General features: G+C 61.6%; 19 protein-coding genes. 15 read left to right on the top strand and 4 right to left on the bottom strand.

Annotated features, from left to right (window positions below):
- Together AAFG07_RS06095 and AAFG07_RS06100 are read right to left on the bottom strand one after the other, a co-directional pair.
- Positions 1-771 carry an ABC transporter permease gene (locus tag AAFG07_RS06095; RefSeq protein ID WP_342726439.1) on the bottom strand — a complete coding sequence of 257 codons (771 nt, stop codon included), beginning with the start codon at positions 769-771 and terminating at the stop codon, positions 1-3.
- The gene (locus AAFG07_RS06100) at positions 768-1,778 is read right to left on the bottom strand and encodes a glycine betaine ABC transporter substrate-binding protein (protein WP_342726440.1); all 1,011 of its coding nucleotides are present in this window, start codon (positions 1,776-1,778) and stop codon (positions 768-770) included. The genes AAFG07_RS06095 and AAFG07_RS06100 overlap by 4 nt, the downstream gene beginning before the upstream one ends.
- A gap of 359 nt (positions 1,779-2,137) precedes the next feature.
- Between AAFG07_RS06100 and AAFG07_RS06105 the strand changes: the two genes are divergently transcribed.
- From AAFG07_RS06105 to AAFG07_RS06115, 3 genes are all read left to right on the top strand, one after another.
- Complete coding sequence (locus AAFG07_RS06105; RefSeq protein WP_342726441.1) at positions 2,138-3,136, top strand: alpha/beta hydrolase; 999 nt, start codon at positions 2,138-2,140, stop codon at positions 3,134-3,136.
- Between the two features lie 80 nt (positions 3,137-3,216).
- The gene (locus AAFG07_RS06110; protein ID WP_342726442.1) at positions 3,217-3,999 is read left to right on the top strand and encodes a MetQ/NlpA family ABC transporter substrate-binding protein; all 783 of its coding nucleotides are present in this window, start codon (positions 3,217-3,219) and stop codon (positions 3,997-3,999) included.
- Between the two features lie 448 nt (positions 4,000-4,447).
- Complete coding sequence (locus tag AAFG07_RS06115; RefSeq protein WP_342726443.1) at positions 4,448-5,422, top strand: aliphatic sulfonate ABC transporter substrate-binding protein; 975 nt, start codon at positions 4,448-4,450, stop codon at positions 5,420-5,422.
- Positions 5,423-5,463: 41 nt separating this feature from the next.
- Here the strand turns inward: AAFG07_RS06115 and AAFG07_RS06120 are convergent, their stop codons facing one another.
- Together AAFG07_RS06120 and ftrA are read right to left on the bottom strand one after the other, a co-directional pair.
- Positions 5,464-5,982: a nuclear transport factor 2 family protein gene (locus AAFG07_RS06120; RefSeq protein WP_342726444.1), complete on the bottom strand. Its 519-nt coding sequence runs from the start codon at positions 5,980-5,982 to the stop codon at positions 5,464-5,466.
- 500 nt (positions 5,983-6,482) lie between these two features.
- The gene (ftrA, locus tag AAFG07_RS06125; protein ID WP_342726445.1) at positions 6,483-7,442 is read right to left on the bottom strand and encodes a transcriptional regulator FtrA; all 960 of its coding nucleotides are present in this window, start codon (positions 7,440-7,442) and stop codon (positions 6,483-6,485) included.
- A 132-nt stretch (positions 7,443-7,574) separates the two neighbouring features.
- Between ftrA and AAFG07_RS06130 the strand changes: the two genes are divergently transcribed.
- From AAFG07_RS06130 to AAFG07_RS06185, 12 genes are all read left to right on the top strand, one after another.
- Positions 7,575-8,342 (top strand): carbon-nitrogen hydrolase family protein, encoded by a 768-nt coding sequence (locus AAFG07_RS06130; protein ID WP_342726446.1) that lies wholly within the window; start codon positions 7,575-7,577, stop codon positions 8,340-8,342.
- Positions 8,343-8,436: 94 nt separating this feature from the next.
- The gene (locus tag AAFG07_RS06135) at positions 8,437-8,994 is read left to right on the top strand and encodes an MSMEG_1061 family FMN-dependent PPOX-type flavoprotein (RefSeq protein WP_342726447.1); all 558 of its coding nucleotides are present in this window, start codon (positions 8,437-8,439) and stop codon (positions 8,992-8,994) included.
- Positions 8,995-9,009: 15 nt separating this feature from the next.
- Positions 9,010-9,768, top strand: a complete 759-nt coding sequence (locus tag AAFG07_RS06140) for an MBL fold metallo-hydrolase (protein ID WP_342726448.1) — start codon at positions 9,010-9,012, stop codon at positions 9,766-9,768.
- A gap of 672 nt (positions 9,769-10,440) precedes the next feature.
- A complete protein-coding gene (locus AAFG07_RS06145; protein ID WP_342726449.1) occupies positions 10,441-11,331 on the top strand; it encodes a DMT family transporter in 891 nt (296 codons plus the stop codon).
- A gap of 235 nt (positions 11,332-11,566) precedes the next feature.
- A complete protein-coding gene (locus AAFG07_RS06150; protein ID WP_342726450.1) occupies positions 11,567-12,736 on the top strand; it encodes an ABC transporter substrate-binding protein in 1,170 nt (389 codons plus the stop codon).
- Between the two features lie 8 nt (positions 12,737-12,744).
- A complete protein-coding gene (locus AAFG07_RS06155; RefSeq protein ID WP_342726451.1) occupies positions 12,745-13,626 on the top strand; it encodes a branched-chain amino acid ABC transporter permease in 882 nt (293 codons plus the stop codon).
- Complete coding sequence (locus AAFG07_RS06160) at positions 13,623-14,465, top strand: branched-chain amino acid ABC transporter permease (protein WP_342726452.1); 843 nt, start codon at positions 13,623-13,625, stop codon at positions 14,463-14,465. Before AAFG07_RS06155 ends, AAFG07_RS06160 begins: the two co-directional genes overlap by 4 nt.
- On the top strand, positions 14,462-15,226 hold the full coding sequence (locus tag AAFG07_RS06165; protein WP_342726453.1) for an ABC transporter ATP-binding protein: 765 nt from the start codon (positions 14,462-14,464) through the stop codon (positions 15,224-15,226). Before AAFG07_RS06160 ends, AAFG07_RS06165 begins: the two co-directional genes overlap by 4 nt.
- Complete coding sequence (locus AAFG07_RS06170) at positions 15,219-15,941, top strand: ABC transporter ATP-binding protein (RefSeq protein WP_342726454.1); 723 nt, start codon at positions 15,219-15,221, stop codon at positions 15,939-15,941. Before AAFG07_RS06165 ends, AAFG07_RS06170 begins: the two co-directional genes overlap by 8 nt.
- Before the next feature lie 211 nt (positions 15,942-16,152).
- Complete coding sequence (locus AAFG07_RS06175; RefSeq protein WP_342729066.1) at positions 16,153-17,799, top strand: FAD-binding protein; 1,647 nt, start codon at positions 16,153-16,155, stop codon at positions 17,797-17,799.
- Entirely contained in the window at positions 17,796-18,161 is a 366-nt protein-coding gene (locus tag AAFG07_RS06180) for a 2Fe-2S iron-sulfur cluster-binding protein (protein WP_342726455.1), read from the top strand. Before AAFG07_RS06175 ends, AAFG07_RS06180 begins: the two co-directional genes overlap by 4 nt.
- Entirely contained in the window at positions 18,158-19,030 is an 873-nt protein-coding gene (locus AAFG07_RS06185) for an ABC transporter substrate-binding protein (RefSeq protein WP_342726456.1), read from the top strand. The genes AAFG07_RS06180 and AAFG07_RS06185 overlap by 4 nt, the downstream gene beginning before the upstream one ends.
- Positions 19,031-19,048: the final 18 nt, after the last annotated feature.

Genomic DNA, 19,048 nt, shown 5'->3' on the forward strand with positions numbered 1-19,048 from the left:
TCAGGCGCGTCCTGACCAAGGGGCCACCCAGCGCTGCAGCCCCACGAGCGCCAGGTCCAGCGCGTAGCCTGTGCCGCCGAGCATGACGATGCCAAGCATGACGACGTCAGTGCGCAGATAGGAGCCGGCGTTGACGACCATCCAGCCGATGCCGGCGTCGGAGGCGATCATCTCGGCTGCGATCAGAGTCGTCCAGCCGATCCCGAAGGACAGGCGCAGCGTCACGAACAGCTCGGGCAGGATGTGGGGCAGGATCACGTAGCGAAACAACGCCAGCCCGTGCGCGCCAAGCGCCTGGCCGGCGCGGATCCGTTGTCTCTGCACGGTGCCGACCGCAGCCGCCGTTCCGACAATGATGCTGAGCGCGGCCGAGATGAAGATCAAAAGAACTTTCGAGGTCTCGCCGATACCGAACCAGAGGATCACGAGGGGGATCAGTGCGAGCTTCGGGAGCGGCCGCAGGAACTGGACGAAGGGGTCGAGCACGGCGCCAAAGCCTGGCGCCGTTCCCATGGCGAGCCCGAGCGGCACACCGATCAGCGTCGCCACGGCAAACGCGCCAAACGCGCGGGCGAGACTGAGCGCCAGGTGCTGCCAGAGCGGGGTACCACGATAGCCGTCCCGCATCAGATCGATCGCGGTCGTCACGATCTCGGACGGCGGCGGGAGCAACAGCGGTTCGACCAGGTGAGTCCGCCCGGCGATCTCCCACGCCAGCGTGACGCCGGCGACCGCAGCGAGGCCGATCAGGAAGCGACGGCTGGCGTTCAAGACGGGAACGCGCGCCGCAGCAATGCGTAGTTCACCGCGGGGACAAACGAGGCGGGGACGTCGTCGCGCCTGATCTCGCCTGTCTCGGCCAGGAAGGCGGCGGCATCGCCGAGCGCCTTGATGAGCGGTGCATCCTTTGCGGCGCCAGGCCCATCGCCCCAATATTTCGGACCGAGCTGATCCTGGAAGGTGGGATAGCGCAGCCCGGCCAGGGTGTCGCGCACGGCTTCGAACGGTGCGCCAAAATCCTTCGCCAGAATCCGTGACACGCCTTCCGGATCGGACCGGTATCGATCGAACTGAGCTTGAACGGTCCGCAGCCAAGCCACCACTGTCTCGGGGGATCGCTCGGCGAATTCGCTCCGCACCACGGCGCTGTTCCAGACAAAGACGCCCGAGGGCTGCAACTGTTCGGAGACCAGCAATTGCTGGCCGCCGTCCGCCAGAAGCTCCGCCCAGAACGGACCATTGATGTAAGTCGCGTCGATGTCGCCGCGCTTCCAGGCCGCGATCGTGTCCGGCTGGCTCAGGGGCAGGCGCTTGATCTTGCTGGCATCGAGCTTGTTGATCCGGATCAAGGCTTCAAGCGCGAAGGCCATCGTGGAGGCGGGAGCAACCGCGATGCGCTTGCCTTCGAGATCCCTGAGCGTGGTGATGCCCGGCTTGGCGACGAGCCGCTCGCTGGTGGCGACGATCTCCGGCGAGCCAAGAATTTGAATGGGCAGTTTGCGCGAAAGCCCGGCCACGATCGGCGTGTTACCGAAGATCGCGAAATCGATCTGCTTGGCGGCAAGCAGCGACAGCGCCGGTCCACCCGATGGGAACGGCACCCACTCGACCTTGACACCAAGCGACCTGTCGAAACTGCCGTCGGTCTTGCCTACCACCCAGGCTCGCGCCGCCGTCAGATAGCCGATGCGAACGACATCAGGCTTCACCGTGGTCTGCGCGCGGCTGCGTGCTGCCGTCAGTGACAACGCAACTGCGCCGAGGCCCAGTCGCAGCACGTCACGTCGTCCCGGCCTACCCGTGCGAATATTTGTCGTCATGGTGCACCTTCGTGAATGATGCGTGCAGATCGTCACCGCGATGGCGTCGAGTCAATCGCGGTCGAAAAATAAGATATTCGTTTCAGCGTGCCACGAACGAACGCAATGAATTGCGCTTCCGTCGCACGTGATGGATGAAATTCATTCTCACGAAGACGCCGAAAGCTGCGTTGATGAAGTTCGCCGTCTGCGGGCGGAGCAGAACTGAATCGTTCTCAATTCGCGAGCCTATTTAGAATTGACGGCGGCAGGCGTGAACGCCCAAATGCGCGTCGCAAAATCCGGATGAAATCCATCGCGTCTCGAAGGAAGCTCGCATGAAGCGCTTGTTGTCGTCGCTGCTGGTATCACTCTCGGCTGCGTGGTTGCCGGCTTCGGCGAAGGAACCGCGCCAACTGGTCACGCAGGATTATCATGTTGCGTCGGCGACACCAGGCGTCCAGATCTTCCTGCGAAACAAGCACCCGAAGGACCTCGCGACGTTCGACGCCTCGCGCACGGTCCTCTATGTCCACGGGTCGACGCAGCCATCGGAAACCGTCTTCGATCTGGCTCTGGGGCAAGGATCGTGGGCGGACTACATCGCATCGCATGGCTACGATGTCTGGCTTGTCGACGTCAGGGGCTACGGTGGCTCGACACCTCCCACGGACCAGTCGAAGCCATTTGCAACGACCAGGGAGGGGGTCGAAGATTTCGGTGCCGCGGTCAACCACATCCTCGCCCAGCGCAAGATATCGAAATTGCAGCTGATCGGCTGGTCATGGGGGACGCTGATCGCCGGCAGCTACGCAGCCGCACAGCCGCAACATGTCGCCGGCCTGGTTCTGCTGGCACCGCCCTGGCTCTCATCGTCCGGCGGCAAGATCCCGGAAGCGGCTTGGCAGGAATGGACCGTCGACGCGGTGCTGAAGCGCCTTCAGACCGGCGTACCGAACGGGCAGGCCGAGGCGATCTTCCCCCCGGCATCGAAGAAGATCTGGGAGCAGGCTCTTCTCTCGGCCCAGCCCGATGCCAAGGCGCATAATCCGCCGCGCTTCCGTTCTCCGACCGGCGTCGTGGCTGATGGCGCCGAGTACTGGAGCGTCAACAAGGCAATCTACGATCCCGGCAAGATTTCGGCGCCGACGCTCATCATTCGCGGTGAATGGGACGAGCTGACCCCGCTCAGCCAGTCGCAGGCGCTGTTCGCGCTTCTGCGTAATGCGGCGGTGCGCCACTTGATCGAGATTCCGCGCGCCACGCATTTCGTAGAGGTCGAGACGGGACGCGACGCGCTCTTCCGCGAAGTGCAGAGCTTTCTCGATCGCAATTGACGCGTCCTTCATCGAGCGCGCGGAGAGTTTTTCGCACTATACGCTACCTCCATTCAACACAGATGCAAGATCGCACAACAATGAAACATCGCCTGCTCGCACTTATTGCCGGATTCGCTCTCTTTGCCGCACCTGCTTTTGCGGATCAGAAGATCAAGGTCGGAATATCCGGCGGCGATTCCGAAATCGTCTGGGCCAAGGTAAAGGAGATCGCCGCCAAGGACGGGCTCGACCTCCAGGTGGTGGTATTCAACGATTATCTGCTGCCGAATGCTGCGCTCGATGCCGGTGATCTCGACGCCAATGCGTTCCAGCACAAGCCGTTCCTCGACAATCAGACCAAGACGAGAGGCTACAAGATCACTCCGGTGGGTGAGACCATCGTTGCGCCGATCGGCCTCTACTCCAAAAAGGCAAAATCGGCCGCCGAGATCAGGGACGGATCGTCGATCGGCATTCCGAACGATCCCTCCAACGGCGGCCGCGCGCTCCTGCTGCTCCAGGCTCAGAACCTGGTCAAGCTCAAGGATGGGGTCGGCATCTTGCCGACCGTGCTGGACGTTGTCGACAATCCGAGGAAGCTCAAGATTCGCGAGATCGATGCGGCGCAGCTCCCGCGCAGCCTTGACGACGTCGACGCGGCGGTGATCAACACCAACTACGCGGTGCCGGCCGGGCTGATCCCGGGCAAGGATTCCATCGCGATCGAATCCTCCGTCAGCAATCCGTACAACAATTTCATCGCCGTCCGCGAGCGCGACAAGAATGCCCCCTGGGTCGCCAAGCTGGTGCAGGCCTATCAGAACGACACCATCCGACAACTCATCAAGGACAAGTTGCCCGGCCAAATCCCTGCGTTTTGAGGCATGAGACGGGCGGATGGATTCATCAATTGGGCGTTCGGCGTTGACCGCAGTCGTAGAGTGCTCGCCAAGCGAGAGCCCTAAGGCATTGGGTTTCGCGTTCCTGGCGCTTCTGGGAAATGTGACATCGGTTTTTGGCCCCTTGATAGAGAGGAAGACAACATGTGACGAGAGTGTCGCGTCGACGCTCGCCGCGATACCTGATGCCCCTTCTTTCGTAGCTTCGAAGGTCCTTCTTGGCCCCGAAGCCGGCGGACTGAGGGCCCAATCCATTCATCATAGTAAGATTGGCATGCAAACGAGCGTGTCTTTGCAACACTCTTTCATTGCGAGATTGAAGGACGAAAGCCTTTTTTCGATGCGGCTGATTACAAAGAAGCTCTGTCCGCGCACGGTCGGATATCGAGCGCGCTTCCCGTAGCGACCACCCGCGAGCCAAGGAACGACAATGTCCACTTCCCGACGTCAGATCATCACCAGCGGCCTCGGTCTCCTTGGTACGGCCTTGCTTTCGCCACGCGTCGGTATCGCCGCGCCGGGCGGCGTCGTGCCGAAGGAGTTCAAGGTCGGTTTCCAGAAGGGCGCAGCCATTTTGGTTCTGGGGCGCGAGCAGCAAGTGATTGAAAAGCGGCTGAAGCCATTGGGTGTGGACGCCGTCCAATGGGTGGAATTTCAGTTCGGTCCCCCCATGCTGGAAGCTCTTGGCGCGGGGCTTATCGACATCGGTTCGGTGGGCGACACACCACCTATCTTCGCGCAAGCCGCCGGCTCCCCGTTGGTATATGTGGCGTCCACGCCGTCCGCCGAGCACGCAGTGCTGGTGCAACACGATTCGCCTATCAAGACCCTGGCAGAACTCAAGGGCAAGCGCGTCGCCTTCGCCCGAGGTTCCAGCGCCCATAACGTAGCGGTCAAGGCGCTGGCGCTGGCCGGCCTGGGCCTCAAGGATATCGTGCCGACCTATTTGGCGCCTGCAGACGCCACTGCCGCCTTTAACGGCGGTACCATTGATGCCTGGGTGGTGTGGGATCCGTTCTACGCGATCGCTCAGGAGCGCTACAATGCGCGCATTATTGCCGACACGTCCGACAAGCGGCTGGCCAGTTCCTCGTACTACCTGTCGAGCCGTGACTTCGCCGACAAATATCCCGCTGTGCTGTCGGCTGCGCTGGACGAGATCGGCAAGCTGACGGAGTGGTCCGGCCAACATCGTGATGAACTGGCCAAACTGGCTGCCGCCGCCACCAGCATCGACGAGAGATCATGGCGCGCTGCCTTCGCACGGGCAAGCTTTACCTTCGGTGAGGTGACTTCAGCGCAGGTCGCTCAGCAACAGCAATTGGCTGACGCCTTTTATGAACTTGGCATTGTGCCCAAGAAGGTCGCGGTTGCCGATATCGTTTGGCATCAGCCCAAGAGCTGACGTCGCCGCGGCGTATCGGCGACGAAATCGGGTGCGTCCTCTCAGGTGTCCTTTAGGAAAATAGGATCGATCTCCATCGATGGAGGTGGAGCGGCGCTCATGAATACCGGCTGGATTGTATGTGATTTGAACTGCCACGAATTGTCGTCGTTCAGCACGCACTCATTGATCAAATCCGCCACCATCATTGGAGGATTTGACTGTCGCGTGGATGGATAGGTCAGACCACCGTAGAACACGATGATGCCCACCACTGTCGCGGAGCGTTCGCTGCTGGACACGACGTACAGATTGGTGATCAGGTGGCGCACGGCCTTCACGCCACTGATCGCCAGTCGATCCGCTGCCTTCTCGCCGATTTGACTCGCGCGCCACTCATAAAATGCGCGGATCTCTTCACGTCCTTCAAACCGGTTGTGACCCACGATCTTCACGCCGTCCGGCGTGAAGAAGTCATGCGCCGTGCGGCCGTCGTTGAAGTCGACGTCATACCAATATGTCACCTCGAGACGATGAAGGGCATGCCAGAGAAGCAGGTCGTCTTGGGGCGTCATCGGCATCCAGACTACTCCGGAGAGCTGGCGGCTCCGCTGCCGACCTTCGTCCGCGAGCGGAACCGATGGAACGCTAGTGCACTGTTGCGAAGGTCACGAGATCCATCTCGCCATCGCCCTATGCTCCGACGATAGCATCATGCAGGTGTTTTGTTCGACGTGTCAAACGGCTTGGTCCGACGTGTTGCCGTGCGCACATCGCTATTCGTGCAAGCCCTTGATCTGACACGGCTCGGCCACTGTGCATGGGGTTGTTTTCGCCGTTTTGGCGAGAAGTCGGTTTACGCCGAGCGCCGCTGCGGCATCGGGCGGTCGAAACGGCTCGGTACTGGATCAAGCCCGAGCCTGTCGCGCGGCATGCCGTCGCGATACTCGCCTCGGAACGGGCCGCGTTTGCGCAGCAGCGGCACGACCTGGTCCGTGAAGACGGTGAACTGTGCCGTCTAGGTAATATAGGCATTGGATGAGCGGTCGCGGGTTCGGTTGGCAAAGGAAAGGGCGATAGCTCAGCGACTGTCCGCGCCAGCCTGAGAGCGGGCGGACGCCTGAAAGACAGCGCGATAGCGCACGGGACTCGTGCCGAGCCGCTGTCTGAAATGATGCCTCAGCGCTTCGACCGAACCGAACCCCGTGGCGGTTGCGATGCCTTCGATTGGAAGCTGCGTCGCCTCGAGAAGCTCCCGAGCCCGCGACACCCGTGCCTGCACCACCCATTCGCCAGGTGTCATGCCGGTTGCTTCCTCGAACCGTCGGATGAAGGTGCGGCGGCTCATTCTTGCCCGCGAAGCGAGACCGTTGATCGCCAGGTCTTGATCGAGGTGGCGTTGCGCCCACGCAAACACGGAGGCCAGCGCATCGCCCTCAGCCTTGCGAACGGGTTGCGGAATATACTGCGCTTGCCCGCCTTCGCGATGAGGTGGCACGACAAGCCGCTGCGCGACCTGGTTGGCGATCTGCGCGCCATAGTCTCGTCTGACGATGTGGAGGCACAGATCGAGACCTGCAGCCCGCCCGGCCGAACTCATGATGTCGCCATCGTCGACGTAGAGCACGTTAGGATCGACTTTTATCGTTGGATATTTGCGTGAGAGCAGTTCGGCTTGCGCCCAATGCGCTGTGGCACGGCGACCATCGAGCAATCCGGCGGCAGCGAGGACAAACACGCCGGCGCAGATGGATGCGATTCTCGCACCCCGTCGATGTGCACGGCGGAGCGCGTCGAGCAGCGCTACGGATGGTGTGTCTTCAATATTCTCCCATCCGGGAACGATGATTGTGGTGGCCCGCGCCAGTGTCTTCAGGCTGACCTCGGCGACAATTCTGATGCCGTTGTTCGCAACAAGCGGTCGTCCTGGATGCTCGGTGCAAACGACGAGGCGATACCAGTCAGCCCCCATATCGGTCAGGCCGAACACTTCGACGGCCATCCCAAGCTCAAAAGCGTTCACGCCATCATAGACGAGCACGGCGACAAGTCGCTCCCGTCGTGGCGGAGTTGGTTTCTGGGTAGCGCGGGTGCGGAATGGCATTATCTTAACGCTATACGGCATTCGTGCCACTGGTCAATCCGCCTCGCTCGTCACAAGATCTCGGTCGAGATGGAGAACACTGTGAGCTTTCGAGTAGCGACCTGCGAATTTCCCGATCGTGCTTATGAAGCAGGGGCGATGTGGCGCAGGCTCGAAGGTGAACTCACCAAAGCGCCCGTCGATCTCCTGGTCCTTCCCGAGCTGGCAGGCGTTGACAGCTTTTGGGAAAGTCCCGTGTTCGGCGAGGCGGTCTGGCGTCAAGCCGTTGCCACGCATGCCGGGATCTCGGACGAGCTGAAGCACCTCACGGCGAAGCGTATCGTCGGGACGCGGGCGGTCGAGGTGGATACACGGCGGTGGAACGAGACCTTTCTTTGGAAACCGGAGACCGGTCTCGTCCGAGGCAGGCCCAAGGCGTGGCTTCCCCAGCAGGAAGGTGGCTGGGAAGCCACCTGGTTCGAGCGCGGGCCACAGAACGTGCTGCCGGTGCGGGACGGCGGACTCTGTTTCGCCGAACTGGTGTGTACGGAGATCATGGTGAGCACCGTAGCGCGCTGCCTCGGGCAGGCTGGGGTTCAGTTGATTGCGGTGCCGCGAGCGACCGGCGGTCATGCGCGCTGGGAAGTGGCGACGCGGATGGCGGCGATTGCGGCCGGCGCCTTCGTGGTCACGGCAAATCGCCGAGGCGGCAGCCTTGCCGGCGGGAGCTGGATCGTGGCTCCTGACGGGGACATCCTTGCGCGCACGAGCGAGGCCAATCCAATCATCAGCCTTGACATTGATTTGGCCGCGGCCGACGCGGCCAAGCAGACCTATCCGCGCAACGTCAGGGATTGACTGGATCGAGGAGCCTCCGCCGATGCTTGAGGAGTTAACCTATCTCACGTCTGCTGAGGAACTGCGGCCACCGTATCTTGCGCCATCGGCGCTGATGCGCGCCAAGCTGCTCGACCGGCTGGATCGCCATTGCTGCAACTTTATTGCGCATGCGCCGCTTGTCATCATCGGCTCTTCGCATCCCGAGCGCGGCCACGACGTCAGCCCCAGGGGGGATGCCCCGGGGTTTGTGCATATCTTCGATCCCCATCACCTGGCGATTCCGGATCGGCCCGGCAACAACCGCCTCGATACGATGGAGAATCTCTTCGCCAATCCCGCAATCGGGCTGCTGTTCATCATTCCTGGCATCGAGGAATTGCTACGGGTAAACGGCACGGCGCGTCTCACGCGTTCGCAGAAGCTCCTCGAATCCATGTCCGTCGGCGGCAAGATGCCGAAGCTCGCCATCATCGTGAGCGTCACGGAAGCATTCCTTCATTGTACGAAGGCGCTCAAGCGCAGCCATCTCTGGCAGGATGATTATCGGCTGGATCGGGCCAAGCTGCCGTCGCTCGGACAGATGATTTCCGATCAGACCGAGCCCGCGGGTCTTACCGTCAAGGACATCGAGGCGCGAATTGAAGCCGACGCGCAAAAAAATCTCTATTAGCAACGGAAATGACGGATGAAGCTGCAACTCCTGCGAAACGCAACATTGAAGCTTACTCTCGGCGAGCGGACGATACTCATCGATCCGTTCTTCGCTCCGAAGCACAGCCGCCCCTCCATTGCGGGACGCTCACCAAATCCGCTGGTCGACCTCCCCGTGAGCACCGATCAGGCCCTGGACGGCGTCGAGCTCGTTATCGTTTCTCATCTCCATTCGGATCATTTCGATCCCGTGGCGCAAGGTCTGGTCCCCAAGGATCTGCCGATCGTCTGCCAACCCGGAGATGACACCAAGACAAGCTCCTTTGGCTTCGAAAAGGTCACGCCACTTCACGACAACCTTGTTTGGCGCGGCGTTAAGCTCACCCGACGCAAAGGTCGGCATGGCTTCGGCCCTGACGTCGAGAAGATGGGGCCGGTCATGGGGTTCAGCGTTGAACTGGAAGGCGAGCCGAGCCTCTATTGGGTGGGCGACACGGTCCTTTACCCGCCGGTCGAGGAGACGATTCGAAGCACCGACCCGGATATCATCGTGATTCATCCGTCCGGTGCGCTCTGGGAGGGGCAACCGATAGCCATGGATGCAGAGCAAGCCGTGACGCTCGGCAGGATCTTTTCGCGCCCGACTATCGTTGCGACCCATTTGGAGGCTCTTGATCACACGACCGTCAGCCGAGATGACCTGCGGCACAAGTTGCTCGCCCAGAACATCGCTGCCGAACGATTTCTGATCCCCCATGACGGCGAAGTGCTGACCCTCGGCGTCCCAGCTTGAGCAGAAACGACGACGAAGTGCGATGGCCATTCCAACAAATTGGACGGACAAGAAACAGGCAGTGTTAGTGTGCGCACCATTCGCGGCATTCCCAACCCTCAAGCCGGTGGAGCAATTGGATGACGAGATGGGCTGCAATCTTTGAGGACCATCCTGAAGCCGAAAAGGGCTGGATACGGCAACAGCACTCGCAAGATCATTTTGCCTATCTTGCGCAAAATTGTGGAAGGATCCTTCTCGCCGGCGGGCTACGGAATTCGCCGGACGAATGGTACGGTGGTGGATTGTGGGTATTGGAAGTGAAAGATCGGAACGAAGCCGTCTCGCTCTGCGAACAGGATCCATATTTTCGACTTGGCCTGCGACGAGGATATCAACTCTACCTATGGGGCAAGGCACCGTGCTACGGCGATGTCCAACTATAGCTCTGGAGGCCGTGTGGTCGGGCATGACTGGGATTGTTCCGAAGTCAGGGCTTGGTGCGCACGCCTCAATAGTTTGCTCATCTCACTATGCGACGGGTCATCTGGCCGTCCTCGAAAAAGGACGGTCACTTCCGGGAAAGATTGACCTCGCGCGGTCAGTGGAAAAGCGTTCTCATCCCCAAGTCCGGGGCGTCATCCCACAGCAATGCGCGTTTTGATCTCAACTCCTGGACATGAACGCACTTCGATGAATGTCGTAGCCCCGCTGCTCTTTCTGGTCATGTGGAGCAGCGGTGCCATTTTCGTGAAGCTTGGCCTCATGAGTTCGTCCGTCTGGACGTTCCTCGCCATCCGCTCCACCGGCGCAATGCTCGTTCTCGCGGTCGTCTTGGCCATCGGCTTCCGATCTGACCTTCGCGCCGCCTTAATGTTGCCTCGTCGGATCATTCTCTGGGCGGTCTTTGTCGGCGTCTTGCTGCAGGCAGGCTACCAAGGCGCGTACTTTCTGGCGATCGCTCACAAACTGTCACCCGGCACACTCACTATCATCCTTGGTGCTCAGCCCTTGTTGACGCCATTTGTCGCCCGGGAACGGACGTCATGGGCGGGCAAGGCGCTCTTGCTTACAGGATTTTTCGGATTGGTATTGGCGGTTGCCGGTACACGCGAGTTAGGTGATGGTTCGGTGCTGGGACTTACTTTCGGGGTAGTTGCGCTTGCGGCTATTACGGTAGGGACCGCCTTGCAGAAACAGATCGGGGTCACCGTGGCCCGCTCGATCCTGTGGCAGTATATCGGCTCAGTACTGATCTTTGGCGCGATCGTAATGGTGACCGGCTGGTACGCCACCCCAAGTATCAGCTTCCTGGTCTCTGCGACATGGATGATCTTGGTCGTGTCCGTTGGTGCGAACGTACTGCTCTTATATATGTTGTCGCGACATCCAGCCTCGAGAGTTGGTGTCGTATTTTACTTTGTACCGATCGTTACCTTGATCGGGGAGCATTACATCTACGGTACGGCTCACAGTGCAGAAGCAGTGATCGGGGCGGCGATCGTCGTCCTGTCCTCACTTATCTTTGCCAAGTTCGATGTCCTGCTGCCGCATCTCAGCACCCGCATGGCGGACAAATCGTAGTCGACCGAGAGCGTTGTAGCGCTCCTTTGATGGCGCGGCTCTCTAAAGCGTGCCGTGACCACGTGCCGAGCGACGCACGAACTTGCACAAAATTGCCGCCGCTCAGATCGATCATTCTCGTTCCGATTGCTATTCAAGGAAATTTTCTCTTTCATCTTCAATTGCTTGACACTGTTTTTGCGGGTTCTACACAGGCCTCCCGACCACACATGATGTCCAGTGTAGAGAATCAGGCATGGCTTCCATTTCCATTTCCATTTCCCTTTCCCGCCGCGCGGTTTTAGCTCTTGGCGGCGCTGCTGCGTTGTCCGGCTCCGGTGTCTTCGCGCAAGGCGTGCGCGTTGCGAAGATCGGTCTTGTCCAGTCCACTACCGGCGGATCGGCGGCGCTCTACGGCACCGAGCAGAAACAGGCCATCGAACTTGCCTTCGCGGAAATCAATGCCGCAAAGACCTTGAAGGACATCACGCTGGAAGCGATCCATGCCGATGATGGCGCCGATCGCGGGCAGACCGTCAATATATTCCAGCGGCTCATCCGGCAGGACAAGGTCGTTGCAATCCTGGGGCCCACTCTCTCCAACTCTGCGTTCGCCGCCAATCCCATCGCGCAGCAGGCAGGAATCCCTGTCATCGCAAGCTCGAACACCGCTCCGAACCTCACCAAGATTGGCGACTTCATCTTCCGCACCAGCGTTCCGGAAGATCAGGTGTTCCCGACCGTTCTTCGCTACGCCGTGCAGAAGCATGGCATCAAGAAGGTTGCGCTGGTCTACGGGCTTGATGACGCTCTGACGCGCAGCGCCCACGACGTGCAGAAGAAGGCGGTGGCGGATCTTGGCCTCGAGCAGGTAGGCGTCGAGAGCTATCAGCGGGGCGATGTCGATTTTTCGGCGCAGCTCACCAAGCTCCTGGCGCAAAAGCCGGATGCGATTATCCTTGGTACGCTTGCCGAGGAAGCCGCCGCCATCCTGCGGCAGGCGCGCCAGCTCGGATTCGACAGCAAAGTCGCATTCATCGGCTGCAACGCGAACATCTCGTCCAAGTTGTTCGATCTGGCCGGCCCGGCAGCAGACGGCATCATTGTCGGCGCGGCTTGGTTCGCCGGTTTCGACAGTCCTCGCAGCAAGGCGTTCGTGGATGCCTACCACAAGCGTTATGGCTCGACGCCGGATATCTATGCGGCGCAGGGCTACGACGCGGCCTATCTTCTCGCCGAGGCTATCCGCCGCGCGGATGACGTGACGAACGGCAGGCTGGTGCGCGACAAGCTGGCATCGATCAGCGATTTCGAGGGTGTACTCGGCCGGTTCGGCTGGTCGGCGGAGCGCGACGCGACGGTCCAGCCGAAGGTATTGATCGGCGACGGCGCCAACAAGGTTTTCGTCGCCGCGGCCACAAGCTGAGTCGTGCCATGCTCTTGCAGCAACTGGTGAACGGCCTCTCGCTGGGCGCCGTCTACGCCGTTTTCGCCATTGGCTTCACGCTCGTTTTTGGCGTGATGAACGTTCTCAACTTGTCGCAGGGCGCGGTCTTCATGTGGGGCGCGTATGTGGGACTCGAAGTCGTCCGCAAGCTTGCGCTTCCCCTGCCGCTCGCGATCCTCGCGGCGGCGGGCGCTGCCGGCCTGCTCGGTGTGTTGAGCGAGGTTTTGGTGTTCCGGCCCTTGCAACGGCGCGGGGCGCACCGCTGGATGGGCATGGTCGGAAGCCTGGCGCTCGCCCGCATCCTGATCGGCCTTGCACAGGAGATTTTCGGCACGCAAGTCGTACGCTATCCGGACAACGCTCTCGCCGGAGCCGCGGTTGAACTGTTCGGCGCACGGTTGCAGCTTCTGCAGATTGTCGCCATCGGTGCAGCGCTCGCGATGGTGATCGCACTCGCCGCGCTGCTGCGTTTCACAAATCTCGGACGCGCCATTCGCACGGTGGCATTCAGCGAAACGGTCGCGCGCCTCGTCGGCGTGCCCGTGGACCGGGTCCGGCTGGCGACGTTCTTTGTCTCCGGCGCGCTGGCTGGTGGGGCAGGTGTCTTGTGGTCGCTGCTGTTCCAGTCGGTGTCGCCGTTCATGGGCGATGGTATCTTGCTCAAAGGCCTGACGGTGTTGATCCTCGGCGGCCTTGGAAATGTTCTTGGCGCGCTGGTCGGAGGGCTATTGCTCGGACTGGTCGAAGTCGCGAGCGTCGTCGCTGTCGGCTCGGGTTACCGCGACGCGGTTGGCTTCGGGCTGGTCCTGCTCATCTTGTTGACCAGGCCGACCGGTCTGTTCGCAACGCGCGAGACGAAACGCGCATGATCGACTTTTTCCACGCTTATCATAACGTCATCGACCTCTGCCTGCTGAATTCTGTGCTCGCTTTCGGCTGCTTTCTGCTGCTCGGGGTCAACCTCTTCTCGCTGGCGACGGGTGGGCTGATGGCGGTCGGGGCCTATCTCTCGATCTGGCTCACCATGCAGCAGGGCTGGAGTTTTGCGCCGGCGCTGGCTGCCGCAGTTGCCGCTGCTTCACTCGCAGCCTTTGGCCTCGGTTCACTCGTGTTACGGCTGCGCGGCGACTACTTCACCATGGCAACGCTCGCCTTCACCGAAGTTATTCGGATCATTGCGTTGAATTGGGATTCGGCGACCGGGGGCGCGCTGGGGGTCTTCGGCATTCCGAAGTTGACGGAGACCTGGCAGCTTGTGCTGCTTCTCGCGCTCGTCATCTATCTTGTCTGGGCGGTGCGCCGTTCGGCCATCGGCGAACGCATGCGCGCAGTCGCCGCCGATGAGCTGGCAGTGTCGACAGCCGGCCATGACGTCGCGCGTTTCAAGCTCGCGCTATTTACGGCATCGGGCGCCATTGCCGGGCTTGGCGGCGGACTGGCGGCGCATCTCAACATGTTCGTTGCTCCCGGCGATTTCGGGTTCTTGCGTAGCGTCGATACCGTGATAGCGCCGGTGCTGGGTGGCGCATGGAATATTGCGGGTCCAGTGATCGGTGCGACCATTCTGACCGTCCTGCCGGAGGCGCTGCGGTTCTCCGCACAGATGCGGGAAATCCTGATCGGCGTGGCGATGCTCGGTGCCGTGCTGTTCCTGCCGGCCGGCCTTGTGTCATTGCCAACGGTGTGGCGACGGAGAGTGGCATCATGACGGCGCTTCTCGAGTTGCGTGGCATTTCTCGCCATTTTGGTGGTGTCGCGGCGCTATCGGACGTGTCATTGTCGCTGTCGAGCGGCGCCGTGATCGGGCTGATTGGGCCGAATGGTTCCGGCAAGACGACGCTGATGAATGTGATCAGCGGCGTCGATGCGCCAACCGAGGGCGCTGTGCTTCTCGACGGCGCACCGGTGCACGGACTGTCCGCGAACGCGCTGGCGCGACGGGGGGTCGCCCGCACATTCCAGCACATACGTCTCATTCCCGATCTCACCGTCGCACAAAACGTCACGCTCGCGCTGCATGCGCCCTTGGCCGGCGCATTCGACATTCTGCTGCGGCTGTCGCGGTTGAGACGAATTGAAATAGACCGGCGCGCTCGTGCGCTGGAGTTGCTCCGCAAGGTTGGCGCGAGCCAACACGCAGACGCACTGGCTGGCGGTTTATCTTACGGTGATCGGCGGCGGGTTGAGATCGCCCGTGCGCTTGCATCTGAACCGCGCCTTCTCCTGCTCGACGAACCCGCCGCCGGCATGACCCATGGCGAGCGAGCATCGCTGCGCGATCTGATCGCGAGTTTGCCAGCGCACGGCGTCACCGTGCTGCTGGTCGAGCACGACATGGATTTGATGATGAGCGTTTGCGACGAGATCCACGTCCTCAATCAGGGTAGTCCAATCGCTTCCGGCCGGCCGGAGGAGGTGCGGACCAACCCGAAAGTGATCGAAGCCTACCTGGGAGCCGAAGATGCTTGAGATCGCCGGACTGTCTTGCGGGTATGGCGGCCCGGCGGTCTTGAAGGACGTGTCGCTTCGCGTCGGTGCCGGCGAGATCGTCACTGTCGTTGGAGCCAATGGTGCCGGCAAGACCACGCTGCTGAATACCATTGCGGGGCTGCTGCACCCGGCGGAAGGCACTGTTCGGCTGGACGGTGCGTCGATCGGGGGCCATTCGACTGAGCGCATCGTACGCGCGGGGCTGTCGCTCGTGCCAGAGGGCCGGCAGGTTGTGGCGCCACTGAGCGTGGAAGAAAATCTGCTGGTCGGCGCTTACGGCCGCAAGGGCGGCGGCGCAGCAGATACGCTGGCTGCAATCTATGATCGCTTTCCCCGGCTCAAGGAACGCCGTCGCCAGCCGGCGGGACTGTTGTCCGGAGGCGAGCAGCAAATGCTGGCCATTGGCCGAGCCTTGATGGCGAACCCGCGCGTCTTGCTGCTGGATGAACCCTCGATGGGACTCGCTCCGCTCATCGTCTCGGAAATTTTCCTCTTGCTCGGGGAATTGAACAGGCAGGGCCTCACGGTGCTGCTTGTCGAGCAGAACGCCCGCAAGGCGCTGGCGCTTGCAAAGCGTGGCTATGTCCTCGAGGGTGGCCGGATCGTGCTGGAGGGACCAGCGGAGGAACTCGCGAAATCTCCGGCGATCGTCGAGGCCTATCTCGGCGCTGCGACCTCGGAGGTTGCGGCATGACCGCGGTCTCCGAAAGGCCCGCCGAAGGCGTCGGTGCCGGCGTGCTTCGCCGTGAGGGCCGTCGCCATGCGTGCAGTACTCGACATGACCTTCACGGTGGCAGGCGAGAAGATCGTCACATAGATGCCGGCATCTGTTAACTGCAACTCGGAAGGAGGCCGCGATGCATCTTGAAGCCGATGTCCTGGTGATCGGCGCCGGCGGTGCCGGGATGTATGCGGCCCTCGAGGCGGAACGTGCCGGTGCTTCGGTGATCCTGGCCGATCGCAGCCTGATCGGGCGTGGCGGCGCCACTGTCATGGCGCAAATGACCGTCGCTGCGGCGCTCGGGGAACAAACTCCAGATCATTGGGAAAATCATCTTGCCGACACGCTTGCCGCCGGGCGCGGCCTTTGCGACGAGCGACTCGCCGCTCTTGTCTGCGAGGATGGTCCGCGACGCATCCGCCAGATGGACTCCTGGAAGATTGGCTGGGCGCGCGAAGACAATCACATCAAGCAGGCGCAGGCTCCAGGCCACGACCGGCCGCGCTGCGTCTATGTCGATTTTCTTTCCACCGGTCCTGCCGTCTCGCGGACGTTGCGAACGCGGTTGAACGGGTCAAGCGGCGTTCGTCGGATTGGCGATCTTGCGATCGTCGATATCGCGCTCCATGACGGCGAAGCCGTTGGTGCGACAGCCCTTCACTTGACGACCGGGCGTGCGGTGACGATTGCTGCAAAGGCCGTCGTGATCGCAACGGGAGGGCTGACGCGGCTCTACAGCCGCAACAGTGCGTCGTCCAATATGGGGGGCGATGGCTATGCGCTCGCGCTGCGCGCCGGAGCTGAACTCATCGACATGGAGTTCGTGCAGTTCTTTCCGATCGGACATCTGGCGCCGCGGCTAGTGGGCATGGATCCGATCATGTGGGACCCGTTCCGCTACAAGCTCGGCGGCAAGCTGCTGAATGGCGAGATGCGCGAGTTCGAAGGGGACTATGCAACACGCGACCAGCGCAGCGATGGCAAGTATGTGCTGACGCGCGATCTCGCCACCTACGCGATCTCGAAAGAGGTTGAGGCCGGCCGCGGCAGTCCCGCCGGGGGCGCCTATCTGAGCTTTCGGCATGTGCCCGAGGTCGAGATTCGCCGCGCGTTCGGGCCGGTGGTCGATCGGCTTGCCGCAAACGGAATCGATCTCGCGCGTCAGCCGGTCGAGGTTTCGCCGATCGCGCATTATCACATGGGCGGCATTCGCGTGGATGACAAGCTCGAGACGCGGGTTCCCGGACTCTACGCCTGCGGCGAAGCGGTGGGCGGCGCCAACGGTGCCAACCGGCTGTCGGGCAACGCCATCACGGAGGCGTTTGTGTTCGGTGCTCGGGCGGGCCACAGCGCCGCGAACCGCGCGTTGAATACTGCCGATGCGTGGACGGCGGAAGCCGCGCGCCCCGCGGTCGATCTGCTGCGCAGCGCAAAACGCCGCGATGCGCCGAACATGGCAGCGAGCGTCCTGGAACTACAGGGCCTGATGTCCGAAAAAGCAGGTCCGTTTCGAAGCGAAGCTAGTCTCCGTGAGGCGGTCGGCGGGTTGGAGCGGTTGACTCGAGAAGTCGGCGAAACGCCGGTGTCCTCCGCGAATGGATTCGACCCCGTGCTGGTCGATTCGCTGGATCTTCGCAACATGCTGCTGGTCGCGCAGTCCGTGGTCTTTCCAGCGCTGGCGCGAACGGAAAGCCGCGGCGCACATCAGCGTGAGGATTATCCCGGCCTCGATGAGGGCGCTTGGCGAATCAATCAGATTGTGGCGCTCACCGAAGGACGGATCGACGTCAGGCAAAGCGGGCGGCTGCTGCAGGGGAGGGACGCGATATGAAGGCGACACTAGCGATCCAGCGCGGCATTCCGGGTGAAGCGCCGCTCGTGCAATCGTTTGATGTCACGTTCGAGCCCGGACAATCCGTGCTCGATGGTCTGCGCGTGCTGCGCCGCGAATCCGATCCGTCGCTTGCGTTCCGCTTCGCTTGCATCAATGCCAACGCCTGCAAGGAGTGCATGATGCTGATCGACGGCAAGGTCGACTACGCTTGTACGGTACGCCTCAAGGAAGGTGTCACGACTTTGGCGCCACTGCCAAAGAAGGCGCTCATTCGCGATCTGGTGACCGAAATCGCGCCTCCGGACGAGCGGCTACAGCTGTCGTCCTTTTCCATTCCTCAAGACGGAGCCGTCTCATGACGCTGGTTGTCGGAGCTCATCCTCAAAACCTGTCGCTATCCATTCTCGCGCGAAGGCCAAAATCGGTCGCTGCGTTACGTGAGAAGGGCCTGACGTTCTTTGTTTACGGTGCTGGCTCGCAGACCATCCCGCTTTTGAAGGCGGGAGTGTTGCATCTCGCGGGGACGGGCGCGACGCCGCCGATCCTCGCCAAGGCGGAAGGGCTTGCGACAGCGGTTTTCGGCATGTCCGGACCGAGACCCGAGCGCGGTGGATTGGTGGTGCGGGAAGCGTCTGGCATTCGCAGCCTTTCCGATCTCAGGGGCAAAGGTATCGGATTGATGCCAATTTCCTGGCACACGCAGTTCCTGGCAGCCGAGCTTGATGCCGCGGGCCTTCGCTGGAGCGACGTGTGCGCCTCCGAGATAATTCCCGTCACTGCCAAGGACGCGTTTCTTGAAGGTCTGCTCGATGCGATCGTCGCGACCGATCCATTGTATTCACAGATCGCCGGCAAGGTGACGACACGCGTGCTTGCAGCTCCCGGCGCGGCGTTTTCCAACCGCTCCGTTTACTGGGGGTTGAGCGAAGTGCTTCGTGACCGGCCCGATGCAGTCAGCGCCCTGCTCAACGCGTTGATCGAATCAGACCGGGCGACGGCGAATAATCCCCGAGAGGCCGCGGCGCTGCTCGCTGGTCTCAACGGTAGCTCCGCGGAGGAATGGCTGCCCGCACTCATGTCGCGCCCATGGGGTGTCGATGCGCCGGACGATGGCTTTCTTGCTGAACAGCAAGCCCACGCGAATATCTTCGCGAAGTTCGGACTCATTCCGCACGCGATCGACGTGACCGATACGGTCGACCGCACTCATTTTTCTGCGGCCGCCTGACGTCCGCACTTGCCCGAA

It is taken from the genome of Bradyrhizobium sp. B097 (genome assembly GCF_038957035.1).
Lineage (GTDB): Bacteria > Pseudomonadota > Alphaproteobacteria > Rhizobiales > Xanthobacteraceae > Bradyrhizobium.

Bases quoted from the DNA above. Each gene is read 5' to 3' on its own strand.
- AAFG07_RS06105 (WP_342726441.1), top strand. From the start codon at position 2,138: ATGAAGCGCTTGTTGTCGTCGCTGCTGGTATCACTCTCGGCTGCGTGG.
- AAFG07_RS06110 (WP_342726442.1), top strand. From the start codon at position 3,217: ATGAAACATCGCCTGCTCGCACTTATTGCCGGATTCGCTCTCTTTGCC.
- AAFG07_RS06115 (WP_342726443.1), top strand. From the start codon at position 4,448: ATGTCCACTTCCCGACGTCAGATCATCACCAGCGGCCTCGGTCTCCTT.
- AAFG07_RS06120 (WP_342726444.1), bottom strand. From the start codon at position 5,982: ATGCCGATGACGCCCCAAGACGACCTGCTTCTCTGGCATGCCCTTCAT.
- AAFG07_RS06130 (WP_342726446.1), top strand. From the start codon at position 7,575: ATGGAGAACACTGTGAGCTTTCGAGTAGCGACCTGCGAATTTCCCGAT.
- AAFG07_RS06135 (WP_342726447.1), top strand. From the start codon at position 8,437: ATGCGCGCCAAGCTGCTCGACCGGCTGGATCGCCATTGCTGCAACTTT.
- AAFG07_RS06140 (WP_342726448.1), top strand. From the start codon at position 9,010: ATGAAGCTGCAACTCCTGCGAAACGCAACATTGAAGCTTACTCTCGGC.
- AAFG07_RS06145 (WP_342726449.1), top strand. From the start codon at position 10,441: ATGAATGTCGTAGCCCCGCTGCTCTTTCTGGTCATGTGGAGCAGCGGT.
- AAFG07_RS06150 (WP_342726450.1), top strand. From the start codon at position 11,567: ATGGCTTCCATTTCCATTTCCATTTCCCTTTCCCGCCGCGCGGTTTTA.
- AAFG07_RS06155 (WP_342726451.1), top strand. From the start codon at position 12,745: ATGCTCTTGCAGCAACTGGTGAACGGCCTCTCGCTGGGCGCCGTCTAC.
- AAFG07_RS06160 (WP_342726452.1), top strand. From the start codon at position 13,623: ATGATCGACTTTTTCCACGCTTATCATAACGTCATCGACCTCTGCCTG.
- AAFG07_RS06165 (WP_342726453.1), top strand. From the start codon at position 14,462: ATGACGGCGCTTCTCGAGTTGCGTGGCATTTCTCGCCATTTTGGTGGT.
- AAFG07_RS06170 (WP_342726454.1), top strand. From the start codon at position 15,219: ATGCTTGAGATCGCCGGACTGTCTTGCGGGTATGGCGGCCCGGCGGTC.
- AAFG07_RS06175 (WP_342729066.1), top strand. From the start codon at position 16,153: ATGTATGCGGCCCTCGAGGCGGAACGTGCCGGTGCTTCGGTGATCCTG.
- AAFG07_RS06180 (WP_342726455.1), top strand. From the start codon at position 17,796: ATGAAGGCGACACTAGCGATCCAGCGCGGCATTCCGGGTGAAGCGCCG.
- AAFG07_RS06185 (WP_342726456.1), top strand. From the start codon at position 18,158: ATGACGCTGGTTGTCGGAGCTCATCCTCAAAACCTGTCGCTATCCATT.